This window comes from Arthrobacter sp. 05L428 (assembly GCF_056397665.1).
On record NZ_JBFTNW010000007.1, the window covers coordinates 19,846 to 36,605 of the forward strand.

The 16,760-nt window shown below is 68.4% G+C and carries 15 protein-coding genes and 1 tRNA gene; 12 read left to right on the plus strand and 4 right to left on the minus strand.

The window, feature by feature from the left end:
• Nucleotides 1-5: 5 nt before the first annotated feature.
• Nucleotides 6-647 carry a GntR family transcriptional regulator gene (locus tag AC1DH3_RS13035; protein WP_441418912.1) on the minus strand — a complete coding sequence of 214 codons (642 nt, stop codon included), beginning with the start codon at nucleotides 645-647 and terminating at the stop codon, nucleotides 6-8.
• 183 nt (nucleotides 648-830) lie between these two features.
• On the opposite strand from AC1DH3_RS13035, the gene AC1DH3_RS13040 reads away from it, so the two are divergent.
• Nucleotides 831-2,750, plus strand: coding sequence for a propionyl-CoA synthetase (locus tag AC1DH3_RS13040; RefSeq protein WP_476909486.1), 1,920 nt, complete (start codon nucleotides 831-833; stop codon nucleotides 2,748-2,750).
• A 56-nt stretch (nucleotides 2,751-2,806) separates the two neighbouring features.
• Here the strand turns inward: AC1DH3_RS13040 and AC1DH3_RS13045 are convergent, their stop codons facing one another.
• Together AC1DH3_RS13045 and AC1DH3_RS13050 are read right to left on the minus strand one after the other, a co-directional pair.
• Nucleotides 2,807-3,526 carry a response regulator gene (locus tag AC1DH3_RS13045; RefSeq protein WP_441418910.1) on the minus strand — a complete coding sequence of 240 codons (720 nt, stop codon included), beginning with the start codon at nucleotides 3,524-3,526 and terminating at the stop codon, nucleotides 2,807-2,809.
• Nucleotides 3,523-5,244, minus strand: coding sequence for a sensor histidine kinase (locus AC1DH3_RS13050; RefSeq protein ID WP_476909487.1), 1,722 nt, complete (start codon nucleotides 5,242-5,244; stop codon nucleotides 3,523-3,525). Before AC1DH3_RS13050 ends, AC1DH3_RS13045 begins: the two co-directional genes overlap by 4 nt.
• A 134-nt stretch (nucleotides 5,245-5,378) precedes the next feature.
• Between AC1DH3_RS13050 and AC1DH3_RS13055 the strand changes: the two genes are divergently transcribed.
• From AC1DH3_RS13055 to AC1DH3_RS13100, 10 genes are all read left to right on the plus strand, one after another.
• A complete protein-coding gene (locus AC1DH3_RS13055) occupies nucleotides 5,379-6,746 on the plus strand; it encodes a cation:dicarboxylate symporter family transporter (RefSeq protein WP_441418908.1) in 1,368 nt (455 codons plus the stop codon).
• Between the two features lie 299 nt (nucleotides 6,747-7,045).
• Nucleotides 7,046-7,945, plus strand: coding sequence for a ParA family protein (locus AC1DH3_RS13060; protein ID WP_441418907.1), 900 nt, complete (start codon nucleotides 7,046-7,048; stop codon nucleotides 7,943-7,945).
• A gap of 8 nt (nucleotides 7,946-7,953) precedes the next feature.
• Nucleotides 7,954-8,802: a segregation and condensation protein A gene (locus AC1DH3_RS13065; RefSeq protein ID WP_476909488.1), complete on the plus strand. Its 849-nt coding sequence runs from the start codon at nucleotides 7,954-7,956 to the stop codon at nucleotides 8,800-8,802.
• A gap of 92 nt (nucleotides 8,803-8,894) precedes the next feature.
• Nucleotides 8,895-9,515 carry an SMC-Scp complex subunit ScpB gene (scpB, locus tag AC1DH3_RS13070; protein ID WP_476909555.1) on the plus strand — a complete coding sequence of 207 codons (621 nt, stop codon included), beginning with the start codon at nucleotides 8,895-8,897 and terminating at the stop codon, nucleotides 9,513-9,515.
• A gap of 109 nt (nucleotides 9,516-9,624) precedes the next feature.
• Complete coding sequence (locus AC1DH3_RS13075) at nucleotides 9,625-10,827, plus strand: pseudouridine synthase (RefSeq protein ID WP_441418905.1); 1,203 nt, start codon at nucleotides 9,625-9,627, stop codon at nucleotides 10,825-10,827.
• A gap of 3 nt (nucleotides 10,828-10,830) precedes the next feature.
• The gene (locus tag AC1DH3_RS13080; protein WP_441418904.1) at nucleotides 10,831-11,940 is read left to right on the plus strand and encodes a prephenate dehydrogenase; all 1,110 of its coding nucleotides are present in this window, start codon (nucleotides 10,831-10,833) and stop codon (nucleotides 11,938-11,940) included.
• Nucleotides 11,940-12,683 carry a (d)CMP kinase gene (gene cmk, locus AC1DH3_RS13085; protein WP_441418903.1) on the plus strand — a complete coding sequence of 248 codons (744 nt, stop codon included), beginning with the start codon at nucleotides 11,940-11,942 and terminating at the stop codon, nucleotides 12,681-12,683. The genes AC1DH3_RS13080 and cmk overlap by 1 nt, the downstream gene beginning before the upstream one ends.
• 49 nt (nucleotides 12,684-12,732) lie before the next feature.
• A complete protein-coding gene (locus AC1DH3_RS13090) occupies nucleotides 12,733-13,431 on the plus strand; it encodes a lysophospholipid acyltransferase family protein (RefSeq protein WP_441418936.1) in 699 nt (232 codons plus the stop codon).
• Nucleotides 13,428-14,978, plus strand: coding sequence for a ribosome biogenesis GTPase Der (gene der / locus AC1DH3_RS13095; RefSeq protein ID WP_476909489.1), 1,551 nt, complete (start codon nucleotides 13,428-13,430; stop codon nucleotides 14,976-14,978). The genes AC1DH3_RS13090 and der overlap by 4 nt, the downstream gene beginning before the upstream one ends.
• A 167-nt stretch (nucleotides 14,979-15,145) precedes the next feature.
• Nucleotides 15,146-15,222: transfer RNA gene (locus AC1DH3_RS13100), tRNA-Pro, on the plus strand.
• Between the two features lie 91 nt (nucleotides 15,223-15,313).
• On the opposite strand, the gene AC1DH3_RS13105 is transcribed toward AC1DH3_RS13100, so the two are convergent.
• Complete coding sequence (locus AC1DH3_RS13105; RefSeq protein WP_476909490.1) at nucleotides 15,314-16,183, minus strand: Fpg/Nei family DNA glycosylase; 870 nt, start codon at nucleotides 16,181-16,183, stop codon at nucleotides 15,314-15,316.
• A 153-nt stretch (nucleotides 16,184-16,336) separates the two neighbouring features.
• On the opposite strand from AC1DH3_RS13105, the gene gcvH reads away from it, so the two are divergent.
• Nucleotides 16,337-16,723 carry a glycine cleavage system protein GcvH gene (gene gcvH / locus AC1DH3_RS13110; protein ID WP_138769663.1) on the plus strand — a complete coding sequence of 129 codons (387 nt, stop codon included), beginning with the start codon at nucleotides 16,337-16,339 and terminating at the stop codon, nucleotides 16,721-16,723.
• Nucleotides 16,724-16,760: the final 37 nt, after the last annotated feature.

Below are 16,760 nucleotides of genomic sequence, written 5' to 3' on the forward strand. Positions count from 1 at the left end.
TCCTTCTAGTGAGGTACGTGGGTGGCTTTGACGTGGGAAAGGCTTCGGTGCAGATGCAGCGTGGTGGCGGCCTCGGCGAGCCGCGGGTTGCCGGCGGCGATGGCTTCGGCAATGGTGGCGTGCTCGGCGGCCGCTGCGGTGAGGCGCTCGGCGTCGTCGGCCGCCAGCCGGCGCACCCGGACCAGGTGAACGCGCAGGCTGCGCATGGCCTGGACCAGGTAGGAGTTGGAAATAGCGGCGTCGATGGCCGCGTCGAGCCGCCCGACCAGGCTGTAGTAGTCATGGCGTGCGGGGTCTGTGCCATTGATCAGCTCCGGCGCTCGCAGGAGCTCGCGACGCAGTTGCTCGAATGTCGCCGCATCGCCGCGCTCGGCGGCCAGCGCCGCGGCCCTGCCCTCGAGGGTTTCGCGCAGTTCGAAGAGTTCGTCAATGTCCTCGAGGGAAATGTCGGTAACGACGACGCCGCGGCCGCCCGCCGTCGTCGTCAGCCCTTCCGCGCTGAGCCGGCTGAGGGCCTCGCGCAGCGGGGTCCGCGAGATGCCGAGCCGCTCGGACTGTTCGACTTCGGCGAGGACTGTTCCCGGCAGGAGACGCCACTCGATGATGTCGTCGCGCAGGGCGGCGTAGGCCTTGTCACTGGCGCGCATGATGGTCTCCTTCCTCGGCTGACCCGTTCAGTGTATACACAATCGGCAGAATAGCCCACACTTTCCGGCCCTAATCAGCAAAAAGAGCCAGATCCAAGTGTCCGCTGTATACACAGCCCTTGTGGAAGGACCCCAGCAGGGCTACCATGAGCTGCATCACAACGTCGTGGACGGGATTACTTCATGGTCACCAAGAGCTACCGGGACAGTTACCAGCGCAGCGTTGAGCAGCCGGAGGACTTCTGGCTTGAGGCCGCCGGGAAGATCGACTGGAGCACGCCGCCGGGCCGGGCCCTCGACTCCAGCCGCGCGCCGCTTTACAGCTGGTTTCCCGACGGCGTGCTGAACACCTGCTACAACGCCCTGGACCGCCACGTGGCGGAGGGCCGCGGCGGCCAGGACGCCCTGATCTACGACTCCGCCATGCTGGGCACGCAGCAGCGCTTCAGCTACGCCGAGCTCACCGACCTCGTCGCCCGCTTCGCCGGGGTGCTGCGCAGCCACGGCGTCGGCAAGGGCGACCGTGTGGTGATCTACATGCCGATGATCCCGGAGGCCGCCATCGCCATGCTGGCAACCGCCCGGCTCGGCGCGATCCACTCGGTGGTCTTCGGCGGTTTCGCGCCTAAGGAACTCGCCGCCCGCATCCGGGACGCCAACCCCGCCGCCGTGGTCACCGCCTCCGGCGGAATCGAGCCCTCGCGGCGGATCGAGTACCTCCCGGCCGTCGCCGAAGCGCTGGAACTGGCCGGCGCGCCGGAGACCCCCGTGCTGGTCAAGGCACGGGAAGGCTTCACCGCGTCCGCTGCAGACCACGCCGGCTGGCTGGACTGGGACACGGCGATGGCGTCCGCCGAGCCCGCCGCCCCGGTCGACGTCGCAGCCACGGACCCCCTCTACATCCTCTACACCTCGGGCACCACCGGGTCACCCAAGGGCGTGGTGCGGGACAACGGGGGCCACGCCGTCGCCCTGAGCTGGACGCTGGAGAATATCTACGACGTCGGCCCCGGCGACGTCATGTGGACTGCCTCCGACGTCGGCTGGGTGGTGGGGCACTCGTATATTGTTTACGGGCCGCTGCTGGCCGGCGCCACCACCGTGATCTATGAAGGCAAGCCGGTGGGCACCCCGGACGCGGGCGCGTTCTGGCGGGTCATCCAGGACCACAAGGTCAACGTGCTGTTTACCGCCCCTACCGCGTTGCGGGCCATCCGGAAGGCCGACCCCGAGGCAAAGCTGCTCGAAGAATACGACATCTCCAGCCTGCGCACCCTGTTTGCGGCGGGCGAGCGGCTGGACACGGACACGTTCCACTGGGCGTCCCGCGTCCTCGGCGTGCCCGTGGTGGACCACTGGTGGCAGACCGAGACCGGCTGGGCCATCTGCGCCAACCCTCGCGGCCTGGACGGGCTGCCGATCAAGGCCGGTTCGCCCAGCGTTCCGATGCCCGGCTTCAGGCTGCGGATCCTGGACGGCGCGGGCGACGAGGTGGAAACCGGCACCGAGGGGAACATCGTCCTGGGACTGCCCCTGCCGCCGGGCACGCTGACCACGCTCTGGCGCAACGACGAACGCTACATCTCCTCCTACCTGCAGGCCTTCGAGGGCTGCTACGCCACCGGCGACTCCGGTTACCAGGACGAGGACGGCTACCTCTTCGTGATGGGCCGGACCGACGACATCATCAACGTCGCCGGGCACAGGCTCTCCACCGGCGCCATGGAACAGGTGATCGGCCAGCACCCGGCCGTCGCCGAATGCGCTGTGATCGGACTCGCGGACCCCCTCAAGGGCCAACGCCCCAGCGGCTACGTGGTCCTCAAATCGGGGGTGGACGTGCCGGAGGAGATCCTGGTCAAGGACCTGATCGCCCTGGTCCGGCGCGACATTGGCGCCGTGGCGGATTTCAAGCACGTCACGGTCGTGGAGGCCCTGCCGAAGACCCGCTCCGGAAAGATCCTGCGCAAGACCATGCGCCAAATCGCCGACGGCGACGACTATGTGGTGCCCTCCACGATCGAGGACGCCGGCGTGATCGACCAGCTCCTGGAGACGCTGCGGCCCGGCGCCGTGGGCACCCGCCCGTCAACGGCGTCCTAGTCCGCCAGTTGGGTGAGCTGGCGCCGCGGGGGAGAGGCATGGGGCCAGGTGTAGGGCTACGACGCCGGCCGGCTCCAGCGGTACTCGTTCTCCGGCCGGCCGGGGGCGCCGTAGCGTGCGGTGCGTGACACCGTACCGGCGTCCGCGAGGTACTCGAGGTAGCGGCGGGCCGTGACGCGGGACATGCCCAGTGCTTCCATCACCTCGCTGGCCGACACCGCACCGGCCTGCAGCTTCATGAAGTCCTGCACGGAATCCAGTGTCGAGGCGGACAGGCCCTTGGGCAGCGGCAGTTCGGAGGGCGCCCGCAGGCTGGCGAAGGCCTGGTCCACGTCACTCTGGGACGCCCCGGCGCCGGTACCGCCCGGGCCGGGGGAGGCCAGCTGTTCACGGAACTGCCGGTAGCTGCTCAGCTTGTCCGCGAACGTGGCGTAGGTGAACGGCTTGATCAGGTACTGCACGACGCCGGTTGCCACGGCGCTGCGGACGATGTTCAGCTCCCGCACCGCCGTGATCGCGATGATGTCCGCAAAGAGGCCGGCGGCACGCATCCGGCGGGCGATGTCCAGCCCGTGCAGGTCCGGCAGGTTCATGTCCAGCAAGACCAGTTCCACGGGCTGCCCGGCGGCTGACAGGTCCGTCATCAGGCGCAGGGCGGACTGCCCGTCCGGGGCAGACCCGGCCAGGGTGAAGCCCTCGAGCCGGCCGATGTAGGCGGCGTGGGCGGCCGCGGCGATCGGCTCGTCCTCGACGACGAGTACGCGGATATCGCTCATTGCTGTTCCTCTGCTGTCCCGGCTGGTTCTTCCCTGGCGCCGTCCGCGGCGTCTCTCGCCGCGCCTGCCGCTGCAGCCGGTGCCGTCGGCAGGGTGACACGGAACAGTGCCCCGGCCGGGCTGGTGATTGTCATGCTACCGCCCAGGCGCTGCACGGCCTGGCGGACCAGGGCCAGCCCGAGGCCGCGCCCGAAGGGACCCGGAGCCTTGGTGCTGAAGCCGTGCCGGAAAACATCCTCCACGGCGTCCGGATCGATGCCGGGGCCGCTGTCCTCCACCGTGATCTCCAGGGCTCCGCCCGCCGAGGAGACACTCAGCTCCACGAGGCGCGGCGGCGGCGCGTCGGCCGCGGCGTCGATCGCGTTGTCGAGCAGGTTGCCGAGGATGGCCACGAGATCCTGGACGGCCAGTCCGGTGACCGCCGTGGAGCCGTCGGTGGTGAGGATGAGTTCGACGCCGCGTTCGTGCGCCTCGGCGGCCTTGCCCATGACCAGGGCGCCGAGCACCGGCTCCTCGAGGGAGCTGACCAGGTCATCGGTCAGCCGCTGGCTCAGCTCCAGGTCGTTGGTGGCGAAATCCAGTGCCTCGTTGCCGCGGCCCAGTTCCATCAGGGACACGATGGTGTGCAGCCGGTTGGCGTGTTCGTGGGTCTGGGCGCGGAGGGCGTCGGAGAGCGTCCGCATGGTCTCCAACTCGCTGCCGAGCGACTCGATTTCGGTGCGGTCCCGGATGGTGGCCACCGTGCCGTAGACGGGGGTACCGGAGGCCGCCGGCCGCTGCCGGGCCGCGGCGGACCGGGGCCCGACCGCGGGGCCCTGGTTCACCACCAGGACACGCGGGCCGGTCAGGTGGATTTCGTCCTGGGCGGTCCGGCCGGATTCGAAGAGTTCCTTGAGGCTGGGGGCCAGCGGCAGTTCCGCCAGCGACGGCGCGTCCGGTCCGCGGCCGCCGGAGGACCCGCCGTCGACGGCGCGGGGCGGCACCCCGAGCAGCGCGGCCGCCTGGTCGTTGTACATCACCACCTTGCCCTTCGGGTCAATCAGGATCACCCCCTCGCGGACCGAGTGGAGCACCGACTCGTAATAGGCGAACAGCTGCGCCAGCTGCTCCGGGCCCCAGCCGCGGGTAACCCGGCGGAGGTAGCGGCCCAGCAGCCAGGAGGCCACCGAACCGCCGGCCAGCAGGGCCACTGCGATCGCGAGCAGCGCCGGCAGGCGGCCGGAAAACGCGACATCCACCGTCCCCACCGTCACGCCCGCCGCCACCAGGGCCCGGACCTTGCCGTCGGCGTCCTTGACCGGGGCGATCGTCCGCACGGACGGTCCGAGCGTGCCGGCCATGATCTCGGTGAAGACCTCGCCGCGCAGGGCCGCGTCGATCGAGCCGATGTAGGGCTTGCCCAGCTCCTCGTTGCGGGGATGGGTCCACCGGGTCCGGTCCGGCGCCATGATCGTGATGAAGTCCGCGCGGGCGTCCCGCATCACCTCCAGGGCGTAGGGCTGGAGCCTCGCCGAGGGATTGGGGGCGCTCGCCGCCTGCAGCACCAGGGGGTTGTCTGCCACCGCGGTGGCGATCCCGGCCATCCGCCGGCCGGCTTCCTCGTAGGCGTGGTCGCGGGCGTCGACGAAGGTGGCCGTGCCGACGACGGCGGTCAGGGCCAGCATGAACAGCAAGTGGGCCACAAACAGCCTGCGGGCGATGCTCCAGTGATGGATCAACTGCACCTTCCATGACCAATATGAACGCAACGGTGATGCGCGTCACTTCATCCCCAATGATGGAGAAACACGCAGAACGGACGTGATGCGCACCCCAAGCCGCATCGAAGTCCAGCCTATCCAAGGAGAACACCATGGCCTCTCAACGAGGAGAGTCAGCGGCAACCGCCGCGGCGCCGGTCAAAAAGCGCAAGGGGCTGGACAAGTCCCACTACCTGTACATCGCAGTCATTGTCGCCGTGGTCCTCGGCGCCCTGGTCGGCCTGATCTTCCCCGAGGTCGGCAAGTCCCTCAAGCCGCTCGGCGACGGCTTCATCAAGCTCATCAAGATGATGATCGCCCCCGTCATCTTCTGCACCATCGTGCTGGGCATCGGCTCGATCGCCAAGGCCGCCACGGTCGGCAAGGTCGGTGGCCTGGCCCTCGGCTACTTCATCGTCATGTCGACCTTCGCGCTGGCCATCGGCCTCGTCGTCGGCAACCTGATCCACCCGGGTGAGGGCCTCAAGCTCGCCCCGTACGATCCCAACAAGAAGGCCGCCACGGACAGCACCGTCGACTTCCTGCTCGGCATCATCCCGGGCGACATCCCCGTGCTGCCCACCCTGCTCGCCGCCATCCTGGTCGGCTTCGCGCTGCAGAAGATGGGCCCGCAGGGCACCCCGATCCTGAAGGCCATCGGCCACGGCCAGGCCCTCGTGTTCCGCATCCTGATCATGGTCATGTGGCTCGCCCCGGTCGGCGCATTCGGTGCGATCGCCGCCGTCGTCGGCGCCACCGGCGTGCAGGCCATCATCAGCATGGCCACCCTCATGGTCGCCTTCTACATCACCTGCGCGGTGTTCATCGTCGTGATCCTGGGCGGCCTGCTCCAGGTCGTCTCGGGTGTCAACATCTTCCGCCTGATGCGTTACCTCGGCCGCGAATACCTGCTGATCTTCTCCACGTCCTCCTCCGAAGCGGCCCTGCCCCGCCTGATCGCGAAGATGGAACACCTCGGTGTCTCCAAGCCCGTCGTCGGCGTCACGGTCCCCACCGGCTACTCCTTCAACCTCGACGGCACGGCCATCTACCTGACCATGGCCTCCCTGTTCGTCGCCAACGCGATGGGCACCCCGCTGGACCTGGGCGCCCAGATCTCGCTGCTGATCTTCATGATCATCGCCTCCAAGGGCGCCGCCGGCGTCACCGGCGCCGGCCTCGCCACCCTGGCAGCGGGCCTGCAGGCCCACCGTCCGGAACTGCTCGGCGGCGTGGGCATGATTGTCGGCATCGACCGCTTCATGTCCGAGGCCCGCGCGCTGACCAACTTCACCGGCAACGCCGTGGCGACCGTCCTGATCGGCACCTGGGTCAAGGAGATCGACGGCGGACAGGTCGAGCGTGTCCTCTCCGGCGCCGAGCCCTTCGACGAGCAGACCATGATCGCCGGCCACACCGGGCACGTGGCCGCCGACCAGCCAGCCGGCCAGGCCGCGCAGCCGGTGCCGGTCAACGCCTGAGCACCAGCCCGAACGCACTGAAACCGCCCGGACGCGCACCCCGCGTCCGGGCGGTTTCGTTTGCGGCGGGGCCCCGGTGCCAGGCAACCCTCGACCTCTACCAGAGGGTCAAGGCGCGCGGAACGGCGGTTGTCAAGGTCCGTCGAATACCGTGTCGGGGGCTGTAACCTTGGGAGGAATAACGATCCTTGCCGAGCGGCCGCAAGCAAGATGAGGCCGCAACATGAGCCAGTCAGCACAACAAGCAGCCGGCAGGGTCAGGCACGAAAATCACCGTCATCGAAAGTGTGGATAGATACGTGAGCAGCGAACAGGGTTCAGCCACTCTGGAAGGCACCGGACTCGACCTGGAAGACGCCATCATGGGCCCCACCGGGCGCCCCCAACGCGACTTTCCGGAGCCCGCGCCGCTGTCATCCCACGGCCCGGCCCGGGTCATCGCCATGGTCAACCAGAAGGGCGGCGTGGGCAAAACCACGTCCACCATCAACCTGGCCGCTGCCCTGGCCGAATACGGCCGCCGCGTGCTGCTGGTCGACTTTGACCCGCAGGGCGCCCTCTCTGCCGGCCTCGGCACCAATCCGCACGAGCTGGACCTCACGGTCTACAACGTGCTGATGGACCGCAAGGTCGACATCCGCGACGCCATCCAGAAGACCGGCGTCGAAAATGTGGACCTGCTGCCGGCCAACATCGACCTCTCCGCCGCGGAAGTCCAGCTCGTGAACGAGGTCGCCCGTGAACAGGTCCTGGACCGGGCCCTGAAAAAGGTCGAAGACGACTACGACGTTGTCCTGATCGACTGCCAGCCCTCGCTCGGGCTGCTCACGGTCAACGCGCTGACCGCGGCGCACGGCGTCATCATCCCGCTGATCTGTGAATTCTTCGCCCTGCGCGCCGTGGCGCTGCTGGTCGAGACGATCGACAAGGTCCAGGACCGGCTGAACCCCCGCCTGCAGGTCGACGGCGTCCTCGCCACCATGTACGACTCCCGCACCCTGCACGGCCGCGAGGTCATCGCCCGGCTGGTGGAGGCCTTCGGGGACAAGGTCTTCGAGACCGTGATCAAGCGCTCCATCAAGTTCGCCGACGCCACCGTGGCTGCCGAGCCGATTACCAGCTACGCCGGCAACCACGCCGGTGCCGACGCCTACCGCCGCCTGGCCAAAGAGCTGATTTCGCGCGGCGGCGCGCCCTAACCAGGGCTATGGCGGCGACGGGAACCGCGACGGCAGAGCTGTCGCCGCCCGGGAAGAAGCCCGGATTCGAGGTCCGGCTGGCCAACTTCACCGGCCCTTTCGACCTGCTGCTGGGCCTGATCTCCAAGCACCAGCTGGACATCACCGAGGTGGCGCTGGCCACGGTCACCGACGAGTTCATCAAATACATCAAGGGGCTGCAACGGCTGGGGGAGGACTGGGCCCTGGACGAGGCCAGCGAATTCCTGGTCATCGCCGCCACCTTGCTGGACCTCAAGGCGGCCAGGCTGCTGCCCGCCGGCGAGGTCGAGGACGACGAGGACATCGCGCTGCTCGAAGCCCGCGACCTGCTCTTCGCCCGGTTGCTCCAGTACAAGGCCTTCAAGCAGGTTGCCGGACTGATCGGCTCGACGCTGGAGCTGGAGGGCCGGCGCTACCCGCGGCAGGTCGCCCTGGAGGGCCAGTTCGCCGCCCTCCTGCCCGAGCTGGTCTGGAAGCACACCCCGCAGCAGTTCGCGGCTCTGGCCGAAGCGGCCCTGAAGCCCAAGGAAGCAGCCCCCACCGAAGTGGGCCTCGAACACCTGCATGGCACGCCGGTAAGCGTGAAGGAGCAGGCCGAAATCATCGGCCACCGCCTGCGTCTTGGCAAGGCACTCACCTTCCGGGCCCTGATCGCCGACGCCGAGTCCACCCTCGTAGTGGTGGCCCGGTTCCTCGCGCTGCTGGAAATGTTCCGTGACAAGGCAGTGGGCTTCGACCAACTGCTTCCCCTCGGCGAGCTGTCCGTGCACTGGACCGCCGACGACCCGGACTGGAGCAGCGACAAGCTGAGCGAAGAATACGAGGAGCAGCCGTGACCGAAGCACCCACCTCTGCCACAGCCGGCGGGGCCCCATCAGGCGCGGCCGGATCCGACGCCGGCGACTCCCGGGTTCCGGACGTTTCCGGACTGCCCGGCGGCGCCCGTGCCGCGCTGGAGGCCGTGCTCATGGTGGTCGACGAACCGGCCACGGCCACGGAGCTGGCCGCCGGCCTGAACCTGACGGTCGACGCCGTCGAGGGCCTGCTCGGGGAACTGCAACGGGAGTATAACGGCTATACTGGTAATGCCCCGGATGCGGACGACGCCAGCACTGCGATTAATCGTGCTGGTTTCGGTGCCGCCCCCCGGGGTTTTGAATTGCGGAATATCGCCGGAGGCTGGCGGATCTATTCCCGCGCTGAGTTCGCCGACGTCGTAGGCGGATTCGTGCTGGAAGGACAGACAGCCAGGCTGACGCAGGCGGCGCTCGAAACGCTCGCCGTCATCGCCTACCGCCAGCCCGTTTCCAGGGCGCGGGTGTCTGCAATTCGAGGGGTCAATGTTGACTCCGTCGTGCGGACGCTGACCCAGCGCGGACTGATCGAGGATTCGGGAACCGATCCTGAGTCCGGGGCCATCCTGTACCGCACGACGTCGTATTTCCTCGAACGTATGGGAATCGGCTCGGTGGCTGAGTTGCCTCAGCTTTCGCCCCATCTTCCAGGGCTTGAAGGCATAGCAGAGTTTTACGACGCAGGAAGAATGTAGGCAGGAATGCTGCCTGCGTAACGAGTATCCACCAGGGCAGAACCATTTGCCCGGCCGGTGGGGGCTGCCGTGAGGCAGCCGCCGCGGGCCAACAAACGAAGGACGGGTCATGACACAGGCGGGACGCCAGGGTTCACCACGTAACGGTTCGGGACGCACCAGCGCCGGACATCAATCAGCACGCACCCAGGGTGCGGGCGGCGCCGGCCGAGGCCAGCGCGACTTCTCCAAGGGCGGCGGCGACCGCCCGTTCAAGCGGCCCAAGCCGCGCGAAGAGGCTTTCATCGATCCGGACCTGAACCCCGCGGGTTCAGCTCCGGAATCCGGGGACCGCAACGGCGCCAAGCCGGCAGCGCGTAAGCCGGCCGCCCGCAAGCCTGCGGCACGCAAGCCCGGTGCCGGCAAGGTCCCCGGTACGCCGGGCGCGCTCAAGCCCAAGCCGCGCATCGGCGCCGGAGCGGCCAAGGCCACCGGTTCCAGCGCGTTCGGCGGCGAACGCTTCGGCCAGAACCTCGGCCCGGTCCGGAAGCCGGCCCGCAAACGCGGCCCGCGCGGACCCGTGCCGCAGTCCGAACTGCACGATGCCGACGGTGTCCGTCTGCAAAAGGTCATGGCCTCCGCCGGCGTCGCCTCCCGGCGCGTCTGCGAGGAAATGATCGCCGAAGGCCGCGTCGAGGTCGACGGCCAGGTCGTCACCGAGCTCGGCATGCGCGTCGACCCCAAGGCGTCCGTGATCCACGTGGACGGCCTGCGCATCCAGCTGGACGAAAACATGGTCTACATGGTGTTCAACAAGCCCAAGGGCGTTGTCTCCACGATGGAAGACCCGGACGGCCGTCCGTGCGTCAGCGATTTCGTCCGCAACCACCACGGCGAACGCCTTTTCCACGTCGGCCGGCTCGATGTCGCCACCGAGGGGCTCCTGCTCCTGACGAACGACGGCGAACTCGCCAACCGCCTGACGCACCCCTCCTACGAGGTGCCCAAGACGTACCTCGTCCAGGTCCGCGGGCCGTTCCCGCAGGGCGTCGGCGCGCAGCTCAAGGCCGGCGTCGAACTCGAGGACGGCATTGCCTCGGTCGACTCCTTCAAGCTCGTCGACTCGACCCCGGGCCACGTGCTGATCGAGGTCGTGCTGCACTCGGGCAAGAACCGCATTGTGCGGCGCCTCTTCGACGCCGTCGGTTTCCCGGTACTGCGCCTGGTCCGCGTCAAGGTCGGTCCCATCGGCCTGGGCGACCAGCGCCAAGGCAGCATCCGCAACCTCGGCAAGCAGGAAGTCGGCCACCTGCTGGCATCCGTGGGGCTGTAAGGCATGTCCGCTTTTCGCACCCACGGCCGCGGCCACCTGAACGGGCCGGTCGTGGTCGTGGGCACCGGACTGCTGGGCACCAGCATCGGGCTGGGGCTCCGGGGCCGCGGCGTCGCCGTGTTCCTCTCCGACCCGTCGCCCACCAACCAGGCCGTCGCCGTCGACATCGGCGCAGGCCTGCCCTTGGCGCGCCTTGACGGCGAAACGCCGGAACTCGTCGTGGTCGCCGCGCCGCCGGACGTGACCTCCGACGTCGTCGCCCGCGCCCTCGCGGACTACCCGCAGGCCGTTGTGGTGGACATTGCCAGCGTCAAGGCGTCCATCCAGGCGGAGCTGCGCGAGCGCGGCGCCGACCTGGGCCGCTACGTCGGCACCCACCCGATGGCGGGCCGGGAAAAGTCCGGCCCCGTCGCCGCCCGCGGGGAACTGTTCACCTCGATGCCGTGGGTGCTCTGCCCCACGCCGGAAACCCGGCCCGAGGCCCTGCAGGCGGCGCGTGCGCTGGCCGGGGACCTGGGCGCCGTCGTCTCCGAATTCGGTGCCGAGGAACACGACGAGGCCGTGGCGCTGGTCTCGCACCTGCCCCAGGTCATGTCCTCCCTCGTAGCCAGCCGGCTGCAGGGAACCCCGCTGCACGCGCTCTCGCTGGCCGGCAACGGGCTGCGGGACGTGACCAGGATCGCCGCGAGCGACCCCACGCTCTGGGTGCAGATCCTCGGCGCCAACGCGGGCAAGGTCGTGGAGATCCTCTACGGCGTCCGCGAGGACCTGAACCGGCTGATCGGAACCCTCGAGGATCCGACCGCGCCCGGTGCCAGGCTGGACCTTGCCCAGCTGATCAGCGAAGGCAACGCCGGCCAGGCCCGGATCCCGGGCAAGCACGGCGGACCGCCGCAGGCCTACTCCTGGCTGACCGTCCTGGTGGACGACACGCCCGGCCAGATCGCCAGGCTCCTGACCGAGATCGGCGAGATCGGCGTCAACCTCGAGGACCTCCGACTGGACCACTCCTCAGGACAGAATGTCGGCATGGTGGAACTCTCCGTGCTGCCCAACAAGCACGAGCTGCTCATCGAAGCCCTCAACGACCGTGGATGGCGGGTACTCCAGTAATGACCCAGGAACTCATTGAAACGGTGGACGTCGTCCGCCCCGGCAAGAGCCTCGTCGTCGCAATCGACGGCCCCTCCGGCTCCGGCAAATCCAGCGTCAGCAAAGAGGTGGCGCGCCGGCTCAGGCTGGCCTACCTCGACACCGGCGCCATGTACCGGGCCCTGACCTGGTTCTGCCTCGACAGCGGCCTGGACCTCGCCGACGCCGAAGCCATCGAAGCCGCTGCCGAGGCCCTCCAACTGGAGATCAGCACCAGCCCGCAGGAAGAGTACGTCCGGGTCGCGGGTGCCGACATCACCGAGGCCATCCGCGAACCGGGCATCTCCGCTGCGGTCAGCGCGGTCGCCACCACGCTCGGGGCACGGACCGAACTGATCCGCCGGCAGCGCGCGCTGATCGAAAAGCACCACCGCCGCATGGTGGTGGAGGGCCGGGACATCACCACCGTCGTCGCTCCCAATGCCGAGGTGCGCATGCTGCTCACCGCCAGCGAAGAGGCCCGGCTTCGCCGCCGCGGCATCCAGCTCGGCGGCAGTCAGAACGCCGAACAGCTTGCCGCGCAAGTCACGGCGCGGGACGCCAAGGACTCCACCGTGGTGAACTTCACGCAGGCCGCCGACGGCGTGGTCACGCTGGACTCCTCGGACCTGGACTTTGCCCAGACCGTTGACGCGGCCCTCGGGATCGTGCACCGGGTCGTCACCCACACGGCCATCAACCACACGGCCATCGACCGTGACTGAGGGCTCAGCCGGGGCGCAGCTTCCCGGCCGCTGGTTCAAGCACGGGACCATGGCCTGGAGCCGGCCGGTCGGCTGGCTGCTGGACCATCTGGTGTACCGGACCACCGTCCAGGGCCGCGCCAACGTCCCGGCGGCGGGGCCGGTCATCTTCGCCGGAAACCACATCAGTTTCCTGGACGGCCCGGTCATGTTCGGTGCGGCGCCCCGGCCGATGCACATCTTCGTCAAGAAGGAGATGTTCAAAGGCTTCCTGGGCCTGGTCCTGAAGGCCTCCGGCCAGTTGGCGGTGGACCGTTCGGGTGACCGGGCGGCGCTGGAACGGGCCAAGAGCGTCCTCGACGCCGGACGGTGCGTCGGGATCCTGCCCGAAGGCACGCGGGGGAGCGGAGAGGCCGCCGCTATCAACAACGGGGTGGCCTGGCTCGCGCTGAACTCGGGGGCCACCGTGATCCCGGTAGCCATCCTCGGGACCAGGATCAGCGGCGAGCACCTCAACGCGGTTCCCCGTCCCGGCCGGCGGCTGCACGTCAGCTTCGGCGGGGCCCTCACCGTCAGCCGCAGGCCCGGGGAGACCGGGCGTGCTTCAATGGACAGGGTGGGAACCGAGATCCGCGCCGCACTGGCACGGCACGTCCAGGACACAATTCAGAGCAGCGGGCAGCGCCTGCCCGACGCGGATTCACCGCAAGAACCACAGACAGCAGTAGCCGCGACGCCGGCAGATCACCACCTAAGGAAAGTGCAATGAGCGATACGACTCAAACCCCCGGCCATTTTGGCGCCGGCGAAGACGAATACACGCCCACCGGCACGGACCAGGTGGCGGAGAATCTTGCCGCCCTGGACGACGAGGAAGCCGATCTCCGCGCGGCCTCGCTCCGCGCCGGCCTGGACGACTACGAACTGGACGAGGAAGACGCCGCCCTGCTGAGCGGGCGCTACGAGGACGAGGACTTCGACGGCCCGGTCAAGCTTGACCCCGTCCTGGCCATCATCGGCCGGCCGAACGTCGGCAAGTCCACCCTGGTCAACCGCATCCTGGGCCGCCGCGAAGCCGTCGTGGAGGACACCCCCGGCGTCACCCGTGACCGCGTTATGTACTCGGCGCACTGGAACGGCCGGAACTTCACCGTGGTTGACACCGGCGGCTGGGAGCACGACGCCCGGGGCATCCACGCCCGCGTCGCCGAGCAGGCCGAGATGGCCGTGGAGCTCGCCGACGCCGTGCTGTTCGTGGTGGACTCCGCCGTCGGCGCGACCGCCACGGACGAAGGCGTCATGAAGATGCTGCGCAAGTCCAAGAAGCCGGTCATCATGGTGGCCAACAAGGTCGACGACTTCGCCCAGGAAGCCGACTCGGCCGCGCTCTGGGGCCTCGGCTTCGGCGAGCCGTACCCGGTCTCCGCCCTGCACGGCCGCGGCGTCGCCGACCTGCTCGACCATGTCATGGACACGCTGCCGGAGTTCTCCACGATCGAAGGACTCGAGCGCAGCGGCGGCCCGCGCCGGATCGCCCTGATCGGCCGGCCGAACGTCGGCAAGTCCTCGCTGCTGAACAAGCTCGCCGGTTCCGAACGCGTCGTCGTCGACAACACCGCAGGCACCACCCGTGACCCGGTCGACGAGTTCATCGAACTCGGCGGCCGCACCTGGCGCTTCGTCGACACGGCCGGCATCCGCCGCCGCCAGCACATGGCCCAGGGCGCCGACTTCTACGCCTCGCTGCGCACCCAGAGCGCGCTCGAAAAGGCCGAGGTCGCCGTCGTGCTCCTCGCCGTGGACGAGGTGCTCAGCGAGCAGGACGTACGCATCCTGCAGCTCGCGATCGAGTCCGGCCGCGCGCTGGTGCTCGCGTTCAACAAGTGGGACCTGCTCGACGACGAACGCCGCACCTACCTGGAACGCGAAATCGAACAGGACCTCGCCCACGTGGCGTGGGCGCCGCGCGTCAACATCTCGGCCAAGACCGGCTGGCACAAGGACCGGCTGGTTCCTGCCCTGGACACTGCGCTGGAGAGCTGGGACAAGCGCATCCCCACCGGACGGCTCAACGCCTTCCTCGGCGAACTGGTGGCGGCACACCCGCACCCGGTCCGCGGCGGCAAGCAGCCCCGCATCCTCTTCGGCACCCAGGCCTCCAGCCGGCCGCCGAAGTTCGTGCTCTTCACCACCGGCTTCCTGGATCCCGGCTACCGCCGCTTCATCACCCGCCGGCTCCGCGAAACCTTCGGCTTCGAGGGCACGCCGATCGAGGTAAACATGCGGGTCCGGGAAAAGCGCGGCAAGAAGCGCTAATTCCGAACGCGCCCGCCGAGGGAAAAAGTTCCCGTGACACAAGTGAAAGTGTCACGGGCACCCTCCGGAATCGTGTAAGCTTTTGGAGGTGGTTCGGCCGGACTGCTCGGATGAAATCCTTTGGATAACAACAGGACATCATCAAGAGCGGAGAACGGCGGAACCAACGGGCTGTAGCGCAGCTTGGTAGCGCACTTGACTGGGGGTCAAGGGGTCGCAGGTTCAAATCCTGTCAGCCCGACCAACAGAAAGTACCCCGCCATTCCGGCAACGGAATGGCGGGGTTTTCTGTTTCCCGGACCGGTCGACTTCATAAAGCGGCTCCTGGAAAGGTCCTACTTCAAAAAACGCGACGTCCGGCGGTCCGCCAGGATCTTTCCCTTCGTCTGGCAGTGCGGGCAGTACTGCAGCGCGGTGTCGGCAAAGGAGACCTCTCGCACGGTGTCTCCGCAGACCGGGCATGCTTCGCCGGCCCGGCCGTGCACCCGCATGTGGCTCCGCTTGGCGTCCTTGAGCTCGGCCGGCGGTTTCCCGCGGGCCTCGGCCAGTGCCGTGCCCAGGATTTCGTGGATGGCGTCGTACAGGCGCTCTACCGCCGCCCGGTCCAGGGCGCCGGCGATGGCGAACGGGGAGATCCTGGCCGCGTGCAGAATCTCGTCGCTGTAGGCGTTCCCGATGCCGGCGATGACGCCCTGGCTGCGCAGCAGCCCCTTGATCTGCTGCTTGCCGGCCGCGAGGATCCCGGCCAGGGTCTCGACGTCGAACCCCGGGCTGAACGGATCCGGTCCGAGCGCCGCGATCCCCGGCACATCCGTCGGGCTGCGGACCAGGTAGACCGCCAGGCTCTTCTTGGTGCCGGCCTCGGTCAGGTCCAGGTCAAGTGGTCCGCCCCCGCTGGAAAATGACAGCCGCGCCGCGATATGCCCGCTGCCCATTTTCAGCACCGCGCCGGTGGGCGCGTCGGTGAACCGCACCCAGCCGGCGCGGGCAAGGTGAAAGACAAGATGCAGCCCGTCGGCCTCCAGGTCCACGAACTTGCCATGGCGGCGCACCCCCGTCACGGTCCTGCCTTCCAACGCCGAGATGGGAGGATCCGCCGTCTTCAGTACCGCAAACGAGACGATCTGGATTTTCGTGAGGACCGCACCGCGCAGGCGCGTGTCCAGGAAATCCGCGAGGGCTGCCACTTCCGGTAGCTCAGGCATGGGCAAATCCGACCGGAACGGGTGCAGGTGCTGCCATGGCCCCATCATGCCAGAGTCCTCCCGGGGTCCGGCCGGATATGCCTATACTTTCAGCGGCGGCCCGTTCGATCGGCCGCCGTCGACCTTGGTGATTGACCAGACGAAAGGCCCGCCATGAGCATCATTCCCGAAGAGCTGTCCTACACCGCGGAACACGAATGGGTCTCCGCCCCGAATGCCGACGGAGTCGTGCGCGTGGGGATCACGGATTTTGCCCAGGACGCGCTCGGGGACGTCGTCTACGCCCAGATGCCGGAGGTCGGCACCGACATCAAGGCCAACGACGTCGTGGGGGAGGTCGAGTCCACCAAGAGTGTCAGCGACATCTACGCCCCGGTCAGCGGCGAGGTAGTGGCCCGCAACGAGGCCCTGGACACCGATTCCGCCCTGATCAATTCGGATCCCTACGGCGAGGGCTGGCTGATCGAAATCAAGCTCGCAGAAGCCGACGCCGTGGAGTCGTTGCTCAGTGCATCGGAGTACGAACAACAGGTAGGCTAATGGGAAGGTCTCCGGGCCGTGTTACTGGACACAGCAG

What these genes read in the sequence shown, in the direction of transcription:
- AC1DH3_RS13035 (WP_441418912.1), bottom strand. Translation starts at nt 647, where the DNA reads ATGCGCGCCAGTGACAAGGCCTACGCCGCCCTGCGCGACGACATCATC.
- AC1DH3_RS13040 (WP_476909486.1), top strand. Translation starts at nt 831, where the DNA reads ATGGTCACCAAGAGCTACCGGGACAGTTACCAGCGCAGCGTTGAGCAG.
- AC1DH3_RS13045 (WP_441418910.1), bottom strand. Translation starts at nt 3,526, where the DNA reads ATGAGCGATATCCGCGTACTCGTCGTCGAGGACGAGCCGATCGCCGCG.
- AC1DH3_RS13055 (WP_441418908.1), top strand. Translation starts at nt 5,379, where the DNA reads ATGGCCTCTCAACGAGGAGAGTCAGCGGCAACCGCCGCGGCGCCGGTC.
- AC1DH3_RS13065 (WP_476909488.1), top strand. Translation starts at nt 7,954, where the DNA reads ATGGCGGCGACGGGAACCGCGACGGCAGAGCTGTCGCCGCCCGGGAAG.
- AC1DH3_RS13075 (WP_441418905.1), top strand. Translation starts at nt 9,625, where the DNA reads ATGACACAGGCGGGACGCCAGGGTTCACCACGTAACGGTTCGGGACGC.
- AC1DH3_RS13080 (WP_441418904.1), top strand. Translation starts at nt 10,831, where the DNA reads ATGTCCGCTTTTCGCACCCACGGCCGCGGCCACCTGAACGGGCCGGTC.
- cmk (WP_441418903.1), top strand. Translation starts at nt 11,940, where the DNA reads ATGACCCAGGAACTCATTGAAACGGTGGACGTCGTCCGCCCCGGCAAG.
- AC1DH3_RS13090 (WP_441418936.1), top strand. Translation starts at nt 12,733, where the DNA reads ATGGCCTGGAGCCGGCCGGTCGGCTGGCTGCTGGACCATCTGGTGTAC.
- der (WP_476909489.1), top strand. Translation starts at nt 13,428, where the DNA reads ATGAGCGATACGACTCAAACCCCCGGCCATTTTGGCGCCGGCGAAGAC.
- AC1DH3_RS13105 (WP_476909490.1), bottom strand. Translation starts at nt 16,183, where the DNA reads ATGCCTGAGCTACCGGAAGTGGCAGCCCTCGCGGATTTCCTGGACACG.
- gcvH (WP_138769663.1), top strand. Translation starts at nt 16,337, where the DNA reads ATGAGCATCATTCCCGAAGAGCTGTCCTACACCGCGGAACACGAATGG.